Origin of the sequence: Hoeflea ulvae (assembly GCF_026619435.1) — a bacterium.
Classification (GTDB): domain Bacteria; phylum Pseudomonadota; class Alphaproteobacteria; order Rhizobiales; family Rhizobiaceae; genus Hoeflea; species Hoeflea ulvae.
On the sequence record NZ_JAOVZQ010000001.1, the window covers coordinates 200,683 to 213,974 of the forward strand.

Here is a 13,292-nt window from a genome sequence, read left to right on the forward strand (position 1 = left end):
ACGCAATCTCCGCTTGATTCCTGGGTGCCTGCGCGGCGCGCCAGCGCCAAAGTGACGCATCGGGACGTACCGCCGCCACAGGCTTGATGCCGCCTTAGCACGGGCGCGCCCGCCGCCAAAGCCCCGGCCTGTGGTTCAGCGGCGGCCCTGTCAGTCGGGCGCGGCCATGGCCCGTTCCCTGCGGGCAATCGTCCGCTCCCGGTTCATGATGTAGAATCCGCTCAGGCAGATGATCGATGCTCCTACCATGGTCCAGCCGTCGGGGACATCGCCAAAGACGACAAAGCCGAGCAGGGTCATCCACAGCAGCTGCGAATAGACGAACGGCGCCACCTTGGACGCGCTGGCCAGCCGGCTGGCCTTGACCAGCAGCGCATGCCCGCCCATTCCCAGCACGCCGAGGCCGGCCAGCAGCGCAAAATCGAACACCGACTGCGGCATCTGCCCGTAGATCAGCGCCGGCGGCGCCAGCAGGACCGCGGCAAAGATGCAGGAATAGAACACCAGGCTCGACTGGCTTTCCTGCATCGCCAGCTTGCGGGTCAGGATCGAGTAGAGCGAATAGGTCACCGTGGCGGCGATCGACCAGACAATGGCCGGGGTGAACACGTCGGTTCCCGGCCGCACCACGATCAGCACGCCGACAAAGCCCACCATGATCGCCGCCCAGCGCCGTATTCCGGCCCATTCCCCCAGCAGCGGCCCGGCCATCGCCGTCACCATCATCGGCACCGACAGGAAGATGCTGACGGTCTGCGCCAGCTGCAGATCCCGCAAAGCCATGAAATTGAGCAGCGTGGTGGCCGGCAGCAGCAATCCGCGCAGCACCTGCAAGGGTGCGCTGGTCATCCGGTACATGTCGGCCCGGCGCCAGCCCTGGAAGGCAAAGAAGGCGATCACCGCATGGCTGAGAAACCGGCACCAGACCACGAAGATTGTCGCATAGCCGATGGTGACCAGATATTTGGCGGTCGTATCCAGCGCCGCAAACGACATGAAGGTGCACAGCGCCATGACCATGGCCACCGCCGGCATGGCTTCGCGGTCAACATCGTGCCGCACCGGGCGGTGGATAGGTTCGAAATCCAAGGCAAGGCTTTCTGTGCGGCGCGCGCGTCAACAGCAACAGGCGCGGAAACACCAGACATGCACCCCAAACCACGCATCTGTCAAAGCCTGCCGACCAGGTCGGCGGCTCTGGCGCGCGAATATGCGCAACACCAGATCGTCGGGTCTCCGCCTTCGCCCCGCCGCAAGCCCGCGCGGGATCGTGAAAACGGCCGCAACCCGGAGATTGCGGCCATGAGGACAATGTCGTCAAATTTAGGAAGGCTCAGAGACCAGCGCAGTCTAGGCCATTGCGGCCTGCACCATGGCGCTGTCGACGAACTGGGTCATGCGGACAATCTTGCCGTCCTTGACCTCGTAAAGATGAGCAAAGCTTGCCCGCATCGACTTTCCGGTCGCCACATAGGTGCCCTGGTATTCGCCAAAGGCAGCAACCCGGTCGCCGTCTTCCATGAATGTATGGACCTTGGCGGCATAGCCGTCCCATTCCGTGGCCAGTCGCTGAAACACGCCCTTGATGATGGCGTCAGGGCCGACATAGGTTCCCGCATAGGGAAAACCTGCCGCTTCGGTCCATGAGGCATCCGGAGCGAGAGCGGCCATAAGGGCCTGGCCGTTCTCTTCCGAACTACCCTCGTAGGTCGCGCGGACCAGATCGAGGTTGGCCCCCATGATCAGCCCCACTTCATTTCGCCGGTGGCAACCTTTGCCCCCAGCTCGAGATTGGCAACGCCGCCCAGATCAGGGAAGCGGGCCTTCATGGCCGCAATCAGCTCAGCCGAATTGCCGGCCTTGGCCAGCTCTTCTTCAAAGGCCAGAAGATAGGCCTTGGTATACTCGACAGCCACCACGCCCAGCGGTGCATCAGGAGTCATGTGACCCGGAACAACCACTTCGGGATTGCGCGCGATGATGGCATCAAGATTGGCGACCCAGGCAGCGCGCTGTTCCTTGGTCTGCGTATCGGCAACCCAGACATGCACGTCGGAGAAGATCATCACGCCGCCGAACACGGCCTGCAGGTCTTCCGACCAGAGATAGCGGCGATTGGCGAGGCCCTCTGCAGTCACGATCGAGATCTCATGTCCGTCGACGCTCAGCGTCGGCTCATCATAGACCGCAGGTATCACCACCTCGTCGACCGATTTCGGACCGTTATCGCCGAGCTGCGGACCCCAGGTCGCGATCTTCTTTTCCACATTGGCATTGATCGCCGCGACCGTGGCGCTGGCTGCGATGACGCGGGCGTCGGGGAATGCCTCGACGATCGGGCGCAGACTGAAGTAGAAGTCCGGATCGCTCTGGCTCACATAGATGGTGGTCAGCTTTTTCCCGGTGGCCTTGATTTCTTCAGCCAGCTTGCGGCCGTCTGAAAGCGTGAAACCACCGTCGATCAGCAGGGCTTCGGTTTCGCCCGTCACCAGCACGGGTGCGCGGTTGAAACCAGTCTCGCCGGCTGGATAATGCGTCCAGGTGAGACCCGCTTCAGCTGCCTTCGAACCGGTTGAGGACATTAGCGTTGCGGCGCCTGCCGCTGCAGTGAGTTTCATGACAGTTCTCCTGGTAAACATGGGGCTTTTCTTTCTTTTGAGAGGGATTTCGGGTGAGAAGATTTCAGGCGAGCCCGAGGGCAGCCAGCATGGGTTGGGTTCCGGAATAAAGCGCGCTTGCGTTCATCGGCTGGCGCGCGTCGCCGGTGCCGACGATCAGGGCGGGAACACCTTGAACGTGGAATTTTGCCATTGTGGCGTGGGCCTCTGCCGTGCGCTCTTCAAGCAGACGCAAAAGCGCCTCATCAGGTTCGATCACGAGGGCAGCGGATTGGATCAGGCCAAGGCCGCGCAGCAGCTCGGCAACGACCGTGGCGGACGTGATATCCTTGCCGCCGACATAGCGGGCTTCCTGGATCGTCTTGAGCGCCTCGATCACCCGCTCAGGGGCTTCCATCGAGACAGCGGTTACAGCCCGCGTCGCAATCGACGAATCGAGCATCGCACCCTTGGCGCCCAGCACGTCGCGCCGGTAAGCCTCGCTGAACGCGCGGCCGCTCAGTTGCGCAATCCGCTGATCTGCCTGCCAGGCCTGGGCTGCAAAGCCTTCCATCGACCGGGCGCCACGGCCTGAAAACAGGCCGGTCGCAAGCGGCTGAAGCTCGATGGAGGGATGCTTGGCAAGCTCGGCAACGGTCGCCGAGGCGCCGTAGCACCAGCCGCAGAGCGGATCGAACAGATACTGCAATGTGAGTGTCTTGGTCATGCTCTGTTGGGTCATGGTCTGTCTCCTTGGCCCTCAACATGGTGGATTCAGCGGATTAGTAAAAGACAAACGATTTTGACATATTGTTTGCCTAGTACTAACAATCAAATCCATGACAAAGGGCTACAATCTCAACCGCCTCGCCTATTTCGCCGCCGTGGTCGAAACCGGGTCCTTCACCCGCGCGGCCGAGCGCCTGAAGGTGACCAAGGCGGTGGTCTCGAGCCAGATCACCCAGCTGGAGCAGGAGATTCAGGCAACGCTGCTGATCCGCAGCACGCGCAAGGTCAGCGCGACCGAGGCGGGGGAGATCTTCTATGCCCGCTGCGCCACCATTCTTTCGGAAGCCGAGGAAGCTTTCCAGGAGCTGTCACAGATGACAGCCGTGCCGACAGGAACGCTGCGTTTGACGGCACCCAACGACTACGGCACCGCAATCGTCACGCCGGTGGTCGCCGCCTTTCGCCGCCAATACCCGTCCTGCAAGGTGGATTTCCACCTCGGCGAAAGCCGCAGCGACCTGATGACCGGTGAGCTGGATCTGGCAATCCGCGTCGGCTGGCTCACCGATTCGGCTCTGCAGGCGAGAAAGATCGGTGGCTTCCGCCAAGTGCTGGTCGGCGGAAGCGACTATCTCTCCCGAGTGCCGGAGATCAACCATCCCGACGACCTTCAGACGGTCGATTTTGTCTCCAATGCCATGATGACCGAGCCCGATATCTGGCGGTTTGCAAACGCGAAAGGCGACGACGTGACGGTGCAGATGCAGAACACGTTCTCCATCGACAGCACACCCGCCCTTCTTGAAGCGGTGAAGGCCGGCGCGGGACTTGCCGTCCTGCCGGACTACCTGGTCCAGGACCAATTGCAGACAGGCAATTTGCAGATCATCCTGCCCGGCTGGAGCCTGCGGGATGGCGGCATCTACACTGTCTATCCGCCCTCGCGCTTCCGCCCGGCAAAGGTGACGGCCTTCGTCTCGATGCTCATCGTCGCCGAAAAAGCCCGCATCAGCCGGTGATGGAACCGGAACTCAGGCCTGCTCGAACATTTCGCGAATCACCCTGCCGGCATTGCGTGCTTCCACCTCCGAATCGCGCACCAGCGCGTCGAAATGCTCGGTCAGGGCGCTGACCTGCTTGCTGTCGCGATAGACCAGGTAGAACTGCCCGACATAGACCGCCGCCAGCAGCCGGCCGAAAATCGACACCGGCGCCGAATAGACCTTCTTCGAATCATAGAGATAGAGCCGCAGCGAGGGGTAGAGCCCGGTGCAGCGCTCCACCATGAACTCGACCTGCGCCGCCCGCACATCGCGATCGAGCCCTTCCCAGTAGCCCTCGCCGTTCACCAGCGAGCGCAGCTTGTCGGTCGAGACGCAGATCTCGTAATCCGATCCGGGCGCGCGCAGCCATTCAAAGGTCTCGCGCATGGCGCCATGCGCCTGTTGCGGGGTCTTGTTCAGGAATGCGCCATATTCCCATTCCAGCACCGCTTCGGTCTTCAGGATGTCGGGCAGCGAGGCCGGCACGTGCCGGATCTTGTGCCCGGCGGCTTCCTGGTGCCAGGCGATGATCTGCTCGTCCGCCGGTGTGCGCTGCGCCGTGGCCATGCGAAAGTTCGCCGACAGCACTTCCGCCGCTGATTCCGGCCGGTCCGACAATCCCAGCAGCCAGTCGGCACTCACCCCCAGCGCCTCGGCGCATTCCGCCGCCAGATGCGCATTCGGCAGCCTTGTCTCGTCACCGGCCAGCAATTGCGCGATCGTCGAGCGGTCGACACCGGCCGCTCGCGCCAAGGCGCTACGGCTCATGCCAGTGAGCGCCAGCCGGGCGGCCAGACGGGTGCGAAACAGCTCTGCGCGGTCGTGTCTATGCATTGCTTCACTTTCACACGCTTGGTGATTTTAATCAACATTAGTGCGTCTCTGCCGCAAAGATACAGAATTCCGCCGCCCGCCCAAAACGCCTAGACAGCCCCTGCCGCAACCAGCACAGGGAGCCGCCGCAGACCATGGAATCCAAACTCAGAACCATCGCCAAGGCCATCACCTGGCAAGCCCTCGGCCTCGCAGTGACGGGCGCACTGGCCTGGTTCCACACCGGCTCCATGGTGACCGCCATGAGTTTTGCACTGACCACGGCCACCAGCGGCCTGGCGTTTTTCATCGTTCATGAACGGGCGTGGGCGCGAGTGAGATGGGGGATTGGTCGCGAGAGAGCGTGAATGCCGACCTCCGACACAACGCTTTGCATCGACACTTTCGGCCCAGAGCTGCCACTCAGGCTTAGTACCGTAAATGTCGGCTCCGAGGCCATTGCCGCAATAGGGGCCCGACGGCATCCATTCGCCCTCGGGCCGCAGGGATCGCTTACTTGATCCTGAGGTTGTCGAAGTCCTGCCGCAGCGGTGCAGTGTCGTAGATGATCGTAAGTTTTTCGAACCGATCTCGCGCGCTGTTCAGTTCGAACACATCAACACATTCGAACGACACCTGCTTTCCGTCCGCCAAGGTCCACTGATAGCGGAAGTGCAGGGCAACCGATTTCGATGTTTCGGACGTGTCGAACACATTTAGCAAGGAGGTTTCCGACCTGCTCGTGTCCTTGAAAAGTTCGGCATAGAAATCAAAGGCGTTTCGGACCCCATAGAGCGGGGATACAACTTTCGCGTTCTCGCTGAAGAGGGCGCGAACATCCTCGAGACTTCCTTCGTTCAGGGCTTTCAAATAGTCGAGACAAATCTGTCTGGTGGTCATTTCAATCTCCGTTGAAAGAGCCGCAACCAGGGTGCCTGAAAAAGCAAACCGCCCAATCACGGCGGTTTGGATCAGCAACGTCATCCACCGCCTCAGGGACGAGGATAATAGGTGCCTTGAGCAAGTAGGAAACGATGGTTGATCATGGTGGCTCCGGTATCAATGGCGGCGCGAAAAAGCAAGCCGTGTTCGTCCGATTGGTAACTTCGTCCCGCACAGCAGACGTTGAATCATGGCACAGCAAACGTCCGCTTCCCGCCCATTTTCACCAATACAGGACCTGTGGCGAATGCGTGAAACGCCCGTGGAACGTCCATCCCCCGCCCCCCTCACAAAAAACTCTGCGGATCAATATCCACCTGCACCTGCACCGAGCCGCGCGCTTTCGGGCCCTTGGCCAGCATCTGCCGGATGAAGCCCTGCATGTCGCGGCCGCGTTCGCCGTGGACCAGCAGGCGGAAGCGGTAGCGGCCGCGGATCAGGGCCAGCGGGGCTTCGGCCGGACCCAGCACCATGATGCCGGGCATGGCGGGTGCGGCCGCCCGCAGCGCCCTTGCATGCCCCTCGGCTTCCGGCTTGGTGGCGGCCGAGATGATCACCGAGGCGAGCCGGCCGAAGGGCGGCAGCATCGCGCGGCTGCGCTCGTCGGTTTCGCGCTCGTAAAACGCTTCCGGATCGCCCGAGGCCAGCGCCTGCATCACCGGATGCTGCGGCTGAAAGGTCTGGATCAGGCCAAGACTCTTGTGACCCGAACGCCCGGCGCGCCCGGTCACCTGCGACAACAGCTGATAGGTCCTCTCGGCCGCCCGCGGATCGCCATTCGACAGACCGAGATCGGCGTCGACGACACCCACCAGCGTCATCAGTGGGAAATTGTGTCCCTTGGCCACCAGCTGCGTGCCGATGACGATATCGGCCTCGCCCCCGGCGATCGCCTCGAGTTCGATCCTGAGCCGCCGCGTGCCGCCGGCCATGTCGGATGACAGCACGATGGTGCGGGCATCCGGGAAATGCTTGTCCGCCTCCTCGGCAATCCGCTCGATCCCCGGGCCGCAGGCTGCCAGATGATCCAGCGTGCCGCAGGACGGGCAGGCGTTCGGCGTCGGTTCCGTATGGCCGCAATGATGGCATTGCAACTGGCTGCGAAAGCGGTGTTCGACCAGCCAGCTCGAACATTGCGGGCACTCGAAGCGGTGGCCGCAGACCCGGCACAGGGTCAGCGGCGCATAGCCGCGCCGGTTCAAAAACAGCAGCGACTGCTCCTTGCGTTCCAGCGTCTCCGCCATGGCTTTCAGAAGCACCGGCGACAAAAACCCGCCGCGCGCCGGCCCGTGCCTGCGCAAATCGACCAGTTTCAGATCGGGCAGCACCGCTTCGGCATAGCGGCTTGGCAGCACCAGGTGCCGGTACCGGCCCTGGGCCGCATTGACGCGGCTTTCGATCGACGGCGTCGCGGAAGCCAGCACCGCCGGGATGCCGGCCAGCCGGGCGCGCACCACCGCCATGTCGCGGGCATTGTAAAACACCCGGTCTTCCTGCTTGAAGGCCGGGTCGTGCTCCTCGTCGACAATGATCAGCCCGAGATCGGCAAAGGGCAGAAACAGTGCCGAGCGGGCGCCGGCGACGACGCTGACCTGGCCTTCCGCCGTCTGCCGCCAGACCTTTTCGCGCATGCGTGGCGCCAGTTCCGAATGCCATTCCGCCGGCCGCGCCCCGAAGCGCTGGTGAAAGCGGTCGAGAAAGGCGCTGGTCAGCGCGATTTCCGGCAGCAGGATCAGCACCTGTCGGCCCTGGCGGATGGCCTCGGCAATGGCCTCGAAATAGACCTCGGTCTTGCCCGATCCGGTGACACCGTCGAGCAGCGTCACATTGAAGCCGCCCTCGGCCACCGACTTGCGCAATTCATCCGCCACTTCGGCCTGTTCCGGCTCCAGCGACGCCGGCATGTAGTCGGGATCAGGCGCTGCCACCACCGGCGGCGGCGGCAGCCGCACCGGCTCGAACACGCCCTGCGCCGAAAGCCCGTCAATCACGCTGGCGGTCACGCCGGCGGCATGCGCCAGCCCGCTGCGGGTCCAGGCCAGCCCGTCACCGGCCTGTTCGAGCACGCGCTGCCGCGCCACGGTCATCCGTTCCGGCCGCGCCGCAGTCAGCCGCAGCGCATCGATCATCGGTTCGGGATCGAACGCCGCCGGCGCCCTGAGCGCCATCCGCGCCACCAGCCCGGGCGGCGAGAGCGTATAGGCCGAGACCCAGTCGATGAAGCGCCGCATCGTCTCGACAACCGGCGGACACTCGAACACCTGGACGATTTCGCGCAGCTTGTCGGGGTTGATCACGTCCGCCTCGCCATCCCAGACAATGCCCGGCACCAGCCGCGGCCCCAGCGGCACCTGGACGATCTGCCCGGGCTGCGCATCCACCCCTTCGGGCAGCGCATAGGAATAGGCGCGCTCGGCCGGCATCGGGATGAGCACCGGAACCACTTTGCGCGGAAACAGCCCGCCTGAAATTTGTCGCGAATCTTTGGTCATGTGGCGTGACCTTGCCCCCGCTTTGAGCTAAAGGGAACCCAGATTTGATCAATGGTACGCCGGATCTGCCGGCCATGCAGCTTGGGAGACTGAAATGAAGTTTTTTGTCGATACCGCAGACGTCAACGAAATCCGCGAGCTCAACGAACTGGGTCTGATCGATGGCGTCACCACCAATCCCTCGCTGATCATGAAATCCGGCCGTGACATTGTCGAAGTCACCAAGGAAATCTGCTCCATCGTCGAGGGTCCGGTTTCCGCCGAGGTTGCGGCCACCGAATATGACGCGATGATGAAGGAAGCCGCGGTTCTGGCCAAGATCGCCGACAACATCTGCATCAAGCTGCCGCTGACGCTCGACGGCCTCAAGGCCTGCCGGGCGCTGACGTCTGACGGCCACATGACCAATGTCACGCTGTGCTTTTCTGCCAACCAGGCGCTGCTCGCCGCCAAGGCCGGCGCCAGCTTCATCTCGCCCTTCATCGGCCGGCTCGACGACATGGCCATCGACGGCATGGAACTGATCCGCGAAATCCGCCAGATCTACGACAATTACGGCTTCGACACCGAAATTCTCGCCGCCTCGATCCGCACCGTCAACCATGTGCGCGAAGCGGCCCTGATCGGTGCCGATGTGGCGACCATCCCAGCTTCCACCATCAAGGCGCTGGTCAAGCACCCGCTGACCGACAAGGGTCTGGAAGCATTTTTGGCCGACTGGAAGAAGACCGGTCAAACCATAGCCTGACTTGAAAGCAGTTCTGACGATTATAAACGGCCCGAGCGTCCCCGGGCCGTTTTTGTTGCTCCGACCCTTGCCAAAAAGGCGAATCCACCACGACGGCCCCAGCAATCGAGTAGAAACGACCTTCTCCCGTATTCGTGGCGCTAAAATCCGCATTCGCCACAAAATCGTTACCCGTCAACTGCCCCCCTACGCAGCGTAATGGCTTGGCCACAAGATTGCCCCTGATGCAAACAGCATCCAATACGTTAAGGTAATCGTTGCCGTTTCGGCTAAAGCGAAGTCTGACCACCGGCCCGGCATTGGCAGTCCCACGTTTGACTCAATGTTTGGTTGCCCGCCGTAACCGCTTGGCGACAAGAGCAAACCATTCTTCAAGTTCCTGTACGCTTTCCTCGGAAAGATTGTCTGGGTATGTGAACATTACCTCACCCTCTAAGGCATCAAAAACCATGCGCTTAACTTGGCCTGGGGCGCTCGTGTTTGCCTGCTGCACATAGTCTTGTGGCGCATTCTGACTCATTCTGTCAGCCTCTTGCTTTTCAGATCGAGGCGATTCCGACTCTACAATATCGTCATTTCTAGTTTCTTCGGATTCTCCAGCAGCCGCCACGTATTCGCAAGTTTGCAGATAAGCAGGCACCACGGATTTTACGGCAGCACTTGTGAATTCTTGTCTCAACAGATGAGCCCTTAAATTGCCTTCCGAGGGAACGGTCTCAGGAAATCTCTGCCTAAGAGACGAAAATAGATCAGGAGTGAACGCGGCTGCCTGAATCGCTTTGGCGCGCCCTTCTTCGCTCTCTGGTTCGATCAAATCAAGAGCAAGGGTGGTAAGCTGCAACATCCCCTTGCCTGCGTCAGAAGTCAGGCCAAACTGTTTCAGAGACGCCAGAGCAGTCGCTGAAGCCCCATTGAGACTAGAATATCCCATGTGCTGAACAGCAGACTCTCGGTCCACTGGGTTCATTCCGTCTTTCTCGAAGATCCGCCTCACCATCTCTTCCGCCTCCTGCAGCGAGATCGCCGGATATCTTGGGCTCCTAACTCTTTGTTTTATTTTCATAAATATCTCCAGTTCTCGAATAGATCTATTTGATACGTGCAGGATACGCATAAAGGGAGAGAAAATCCAGCGAAATGGCGTATAAGCCTTGACGCGAGAATGGACGGATGTAAGGTCAGACTCATCCGCCGCACTGAGTCGCGGGGCTAAGCTAGGAGGTTACGAAGATGTGTCAGATATAAACGAACCAGCCCGCAAAGCGCTTCACCACTTTGCAGGCTGGAAAAAAGAGGGCGGGGCGCAAATGCCCTGCTCCACCTTGGCCCGAAAATGGTTTCGGGTCAGAACAATGACCGTATAACGGACACTAACAGATTGACCATGATTCATTCCCGAATCCGCGTCAACCGTTATTTGGTCGCTTCCCTTCGAGAAAGGAAGGACATGCACGACCTTGAGCTTACCGCCGAAATGGCGGCAGTTATCAAGCTGGCCCGTAGTCAGAACATCCCTTATTCGTGGATTACGGGTTACTACCCTGGCCTCAACTTTGGCCGTATTGCGGACGTGATGGGAGGCAGGCGGTTTGCCGAAGTGCCGCCTGCCCCTGATTTTCCTCCCGACTTCCCGGTTGCTCTGGCAGCCTAAGAACTGGGGCGGCCTCCGGGTCGCCCCTATTCTATTCCCATAGCTTATGGTGCGGGTTCGCGTCGTGATCGCCGCCGGATATTCGAACGGCTCTCAACAAGCTAAAGCGACGCGAATATCAATCAGGCCGGGGAGGATGAATAACTCAGCCGGCCTGGCTCCAGCCGGCGGGAGCGGCCTCGAATGCCCGGTCCGGGTCTTTGGCAAGCCCGTGCACCGTATGATATTCCAGCGCCTTGACCGCCTCGGCCGGATCGGAATCGAGGTCCTCCGGCAGGATCGTGCCGCCCACGGTGAAGCGGAATGTGTGGCGCTTCTTGTTGAGCAGCTCGTGGAACACGGTCATGTCCCTGAGTTCGGTCGAATGTTTCGACAGCCAGTAGAACAGCCCGGAATTCCGCGCCGAGATATTGACCGGAACGATCGGAAGCCCGTGCCGGCGCGCCAGCGTCACCGCCGACACCTTCCAGGGCCGTTCGGTCAGCTTGTTCTCGTGCCAGAAGGCGATGCGGCCCGAGGGAAACAGCACCGTGGCCTTGCCGTCCTGGACTGCGCGGTTGGTCAGCTGCAGCGTCTCGCGGGTCTTGTCGCGGCTCTTGTGCTCGTCGCGCCATTCCACCGGGATGATGATTTCATTGAGCCGCGGACTGACCCGCACCGCGTCGCGGTTGGCGAAAATCATCATGTCGGGACGGTGCTGGCTGAGAAAATCGAACATCGCCACCCCGTCGGCAATGCCGGTCGGGTGGTTGGCGACCAGCAGAAAGCCGCCCTGTTTGGGGATCCTGTCCGCACCGCGCGACTGGATGTCGAGCCGCAGCAGGTCGCTCAGGTGCTGCAGCGCCTCGCGCCCGGTCAGCGAGCCGACGGCATCGGCCATCCGCACGGCAGCACCATATTGCAGCGTCGCATACAGAAACGGCCGCATCAGCGGCCATCCGGGATGGGCAACCAGCCGGCCGCCGCGCTCGGCGATCAGCTGATCGATGATATGCCCTGGGCGTCCGTGGGCAAGCACCTGCAAACGGTCTGAAATCTCCGCCACATAAGCCATGGACTCGACCCCTCTGGATTCCGCGTTCGCACGTCTATGGCAAGACAATGTGATGCCATGATGACATCGGGCGAACGCTCCCGTTTACTCCGCGCTAAGGCTCCAATGCAATAGTCAGGTCTTGGTTCCGCGACAAATCGCGGACCGGTCACTGGAATTGTCATGCAGCAACCGCTTGTCATCGCCGCCCCGGATGTCATTCTCGAACAGCAACGCTGGCTGCGCCAGCTGATTGACGAGCGCCGCCTGTCGCCAAAAACCGCAGATGCCTATGAGCGCGATGTGCGGCAGTTTTTGGCCTTCCTGACCCGGCACCTGGCCGGCCCTCCGAAAATTTCCGACCTGGCGGATCTGCGCACGCTCGATCTGCGCGCCTTCATGGCCGAGCGGCGGCGCGATGGCGCCGGCGCCCGCACCCTTGGCCGCGGGCTTGCCGGCATCCGCTCCTTTTTGCGCCATCTCGAACGCAAGGGCATGGCCAATGCCGCCGGCGCCTCGGCCACCCGCTCGCCGCGCCAGCCCAAATCCCTGCCCAAGCCGCTGAGCGCGCGCGACGCCCTGCGCGTCGTCGACGCCGATCTGCAGCTCTCCGACGAGCCCTGGGTCGCCGCCCGCAGCGCGGCTGTGCTGACCCTGCTCTATGGCTGCGGGCTGCGCATTTCCGAAGCCCTATCGCTTACCGTCAATGATCTGCCGCGCGATGGCGAGACGCTGCGAATCACCGGCAAGGGCGGCAAGACCCGGATCGTGCCGCTGCTGCCTGCGGCCGGGGAAGCCATCGCCGTCTACCGCAAGCTCTGCCCGTTCTCGCCCGATGCCGACACCCCGCTGTTCCGCGGCGTGCGCGGCGGCCCCTTGCAGCCGGCCATCGTTCAGAAGGAAATGCGGCGTCTGCGCGGTGCGCTGGACCTGCCCGACAGCGCAACCCCGCACGCGCTCCGGCATTCCTTCGCCACCCATCTTCTGGCCGGCGGCGGCGATTTGCGCACCATTCAGGAATTGCTCGGCCATGCGAGCCTGTCGACCACCCAGGTCTATACCGGCATTGATTCGAGCCGGCTGATCGAAATCTACGACCGGGCCCATCCCCGCGCCTGAAACCGGTCGCCCTTCCTGCGGGTCCTGACGGCGCTGAAACACCGCTCGAACCACGATCATCGTGCCGTTTCCCGGCATGATCCGCAGCCGATTCCGGGGTTAACGCCGCATTTACCATTCCGAGA

The 13,292-nt window shown here is 61.8% G+C and carries 14 protein-coding genes; 5 read left to right on the forward strand and 9 right to left on the reverse strand.

The window, feature by feature from the left end; translation table 11 throughout:
- Nucleotides 1-150: 150 nt before the first annotated feature.
- From OEG82_RS01000 to OEG82_RS01015, 4 genes are all read right to left on the reverse strand, one after another.
- A complete protein-coding gene (locus OEG82_RS01000; protein WP_267610599.1) occupies nucleotides 151-1,089 on the reverse strand; it encodes a DMT family transporter in 939 nt (312 codons plus the stop codon).
- Between the two features lie 261 nt (nucleotides 1,090-1,350).
- Nucleotides 1,351-1,740, reverse strand: coding sequence for a nuclear transport factor 2 family protein (locus OEG82_RS01005; protein WP_267610600.1), 390 nt, complete (start codon nucleotides 1,738-1,740; stop codon nucleotides 1,351-1,353).
- A 2-nt stretch (nucleotides 1,741-1,742) separates the two neighbouring features.
- Nucleotides 1,743-2,639 carry an MBL fold metallo-hydrolase gene (locus tag OEG82_RS01010; protein WP_267610601.1) on the reverse strand — a complete coding sequence of 299 codons (897 nt, stop codon included), beginning with the start codon at nucleotides 2,637-2,639 and terminating at the stop codon, nucleotides 1,743-1,745.
- A gap of 43 nt (nucleotides 2,640-2,682) precedes the next feature.
- The gene (locus OEG82_RS01015) at nucleotides 2,683-3,339 is read right to left on the reverse strand and encodes a DsbA family protein (protein WP_267610602.1); all 657 of its coding nucleotides are present in this window, start codon (nucleotides 3,337-3,339) and stop codon (nucleotides 2,683-2,685) included.
- 97 nt (nucleotides 3,340-3,436) lie between these two features.
- Between OEG82_RS01015 and OEG82_RS01020 the strand changes: the two genes are divergently transcribed.
- Complete coding sequence (locus tag OEG82_RS01020; protein WP_267610603.1) at nucleotides 3,437-4,345, forward strand: LysR family transcriptional regulator; 909 nt, start codon at nucleotides 3,437-3,439, stop codon at nucleotides 4,343-4,345.
- A gap of 12 nt (nucleotides 4,346-4,357) precedes the next feature.
- Here OEG82_RS01020 and OEG82_RS01025 read toward each other — a convergent pair whose 3' ends face one another.
- A complete protein-coding gene (locus OEG82_RS01025) occupies nucleotides 4,358-5,203 on the reverse strand; it encodes a helix-turn-helix domain-containing protein (protein WP_267610604.1) in 846 nt (281 codons plus the stop codon).
- Nucleotides 5,204-5,337: 134 nt separating this feature from the next.
- Between OEG82_RS01025 and OEG82_RS01030 the strand changes: the two genes are divergently transcribed.
- Nucleotides 5,338-5,550 carry a DUF2061 domain-containing protein gene (locus tag OEG82_RS01030; RefSeq protein WP_267610605.1) on the forward strand — a complete coding sequence of 71 codons (213 nt, stop codon included), beginning with the start codon at nucleotides 5,338-5,340 and terminating at the stop codon, nucleotides 5,548-5,550.
- A gap of 145 nt (nucleotides 5,551-5,695) precedes the next feature.
- Here the strand turns inward: OEG82_RS01030 and OEG82_RS01035 are convergent, their stop codons facing one another.
- Nucleotides 5,696-6,166: a nuclear transport factor 2 family protein gene (locus OEG82_RS01035; protein ID WP_267610606.1), complete on the reverse strand. Its 471-nt coding sequence runs from the start codon at nucleotides 6,164-6,166 to the stop codon at nucleotides 5,696-5,698.
- A gap of 245 nt (nucleotides 6,167-6,411) precedes the next feature.
- Complete coding sequence (locus tag OEG82_RS01040) at nucleotides 6,412-8,616, reverse strand: primosomal protein N' (protein ID WP_267610607.1); 2,205 nt, start codon at nucleotides 8,614-8,616, stop codon at nucleotides 6,412-6,414.
- Between the two features lie 94 nt (nucleotides 8,617-8,710).
- Here OEG82_RS01040 and fsa point away from each other — a divergent pair, with 94 nt between their 5' ends.
- Nucleotides 8,711-9,364: a fructose-6-phosphate aldolase gene (gene fsa / locus OEG82_RS01045; RefSeq protein ID WP_267610608.1), complete on the forward strand. Its 654-nt coding sequence runs from the start codon at nucleotides 8,711-8,713 to the stop codon at nucleotides 9,362-9,364.
- Nucleotides 9,365-9,683: 319 nt separating this feature from the next.
- Here fsa and OEG82_RS01050 read toward each other — a convergent pair whose 3' ends face one another.
- Entirely contained in the window at nucleotides 9,684-10,427 is a 744-nt protein-coding gene (locus OEG82_RS01050; RefSeq protein ID WP_267610609.1) for a hypothetical protein, read from the reverse strand.
- A gap of 315 nt (nucleotides 10,428-10,742) precedes the next feature.
- On the opposite strand from OEG82_RS01050, the gene OEG82_RS01055 reads away from it, so the two are divergent.
- A complete protein-coding gene (locus tag OEG82_RS01055) occupies nucleotides 10,743-11,015 on the forward strand; it encodes a hypothetical protein (RefSeq protein ID WP_425497501.1) in 273 nt (90 codons plus the stop codon).
- Between the two features lie 145 nt (nucleotides 11,016-11,160).
- Here the strand turns inward: OEG82_RS01055 and OEG82_RS01060 are convergent, their stop codons facing one another.
- Nucleotides 11,161-12,069, reverse strand: coding sequence for a GNAT family N-acetyltransferase (locus tag OEG82_RS01060; protein WP_267610610.1), 909 nt, complete (start codon nucleotides 12,067-12,069; stop codon nucleotides 11,161-11,163).
- A gap of 162 nt (nucleotides 12,070-12,231) precedes the next feature.
- Between OEG82_RS01060 and OEG82_RS01065 the strand changes: the two genes are divergently transcribed.
- Entirely contained in the window at nucleotides 12,232-13,167 is a 936-nt protein-coding gene (locus tag OEG82_RS01065) for a tyrosine recombinase XerC (RefSeq protein WP_267610611.1), read from the forward strand.
- The last annotated feature ends 125 nt before the right edge of the window (nucleotides 13,168-13,292 follow it).

Excerpts from the sequence above, each read along its gene's own strand:
- OEG82_RS01005 (WP_267610600.1), bottom strand. The coding sequence starts at position 1,740 with ATGGGGGCCAACCTCGATCTGGTCCGCGCGACCTACGAGGGTAGTTCG.
- OEG82_RS01010 (WP_267610601.1), bottom strand. The coding sequence starts at position 2,639 with ATGTTTACCAGGAGAACTGTCATGAAACTCACTGCAGCGGCAGGCGCC.
- OEG82_RS01015 (WP_267610602.1), bottom strand. The coding sequence starts at position 3,339 with ATGACCCAACAGAGCATGACCAAGACACTCACATTGCAGTATCTGTTC.
- OEG82_RS01020 (WP_267610603.1), top strand. The coding sequence starts at position 3,437 with ATGACAAAGGGCTACAATCTCAACCGCCTCGCCTATTTCGCCGCCGTG.
- OEG82_RS01025 (WP_267610604.1), bottom strand. The coding sequence starts at position 5,203 with ATGCATAGACACGACCGCGCAGAGCTGTTTCGCACCCGTCTGGCCGCC.
- OEG82_RS01030 (WP_267610605.1), top strand. The coding sequence starts at position 5,338 with ATGGAATCCAAACTCAGAACCATCGCCAAGGCCATCACCTGGCAAGCC.
- OEG82_RS01035 (WP_267610606.1), bottom strand. The coding sequence starts at position 6,166 with ATGACGTTGCTGATCCAAACCGCCGTGATTGGGCGGTTTGCTTTTTCA.
- OEG82_RS01040 (WP_267610607.1), bottom strand. The coding sequence starts at position 8,616 with ATGACCAAAGATTCGCGACAAATTTCAGGCGGGCTGTTTCCGCGCAAA.
- fsa (WP_267610608.1), top strand. The coding sequence starts at position 8,711 with ATGAAGTTTTTTGTCGATACCGCAGACGTCAACGAAATCCGCGAGCTC.
- OEG82_RS01050 (WP_267610609.1), bottom strand. The coding sequence starts at position 10,427 with ATGAAAATAAAACAAAGAGTTAGGAGCCCAAGATATCCGGCGATCTCG.
- OEG82_RS01060 (WP_267610610.1), bottom strand. The coding sequence starts at position 12,069 with ATGGCTTATGTGGCGGAGATTTCAGACCGTTTGCAGGTGCTTGCCCAC.
- OEG82_RS01065 (WP_267610611.1), top strand. The coding sequence starts at position 12,232 with ATGCAGCAACCGCTTGTCATCGCCGCCCCGGATGTCATTCTCGAACAG.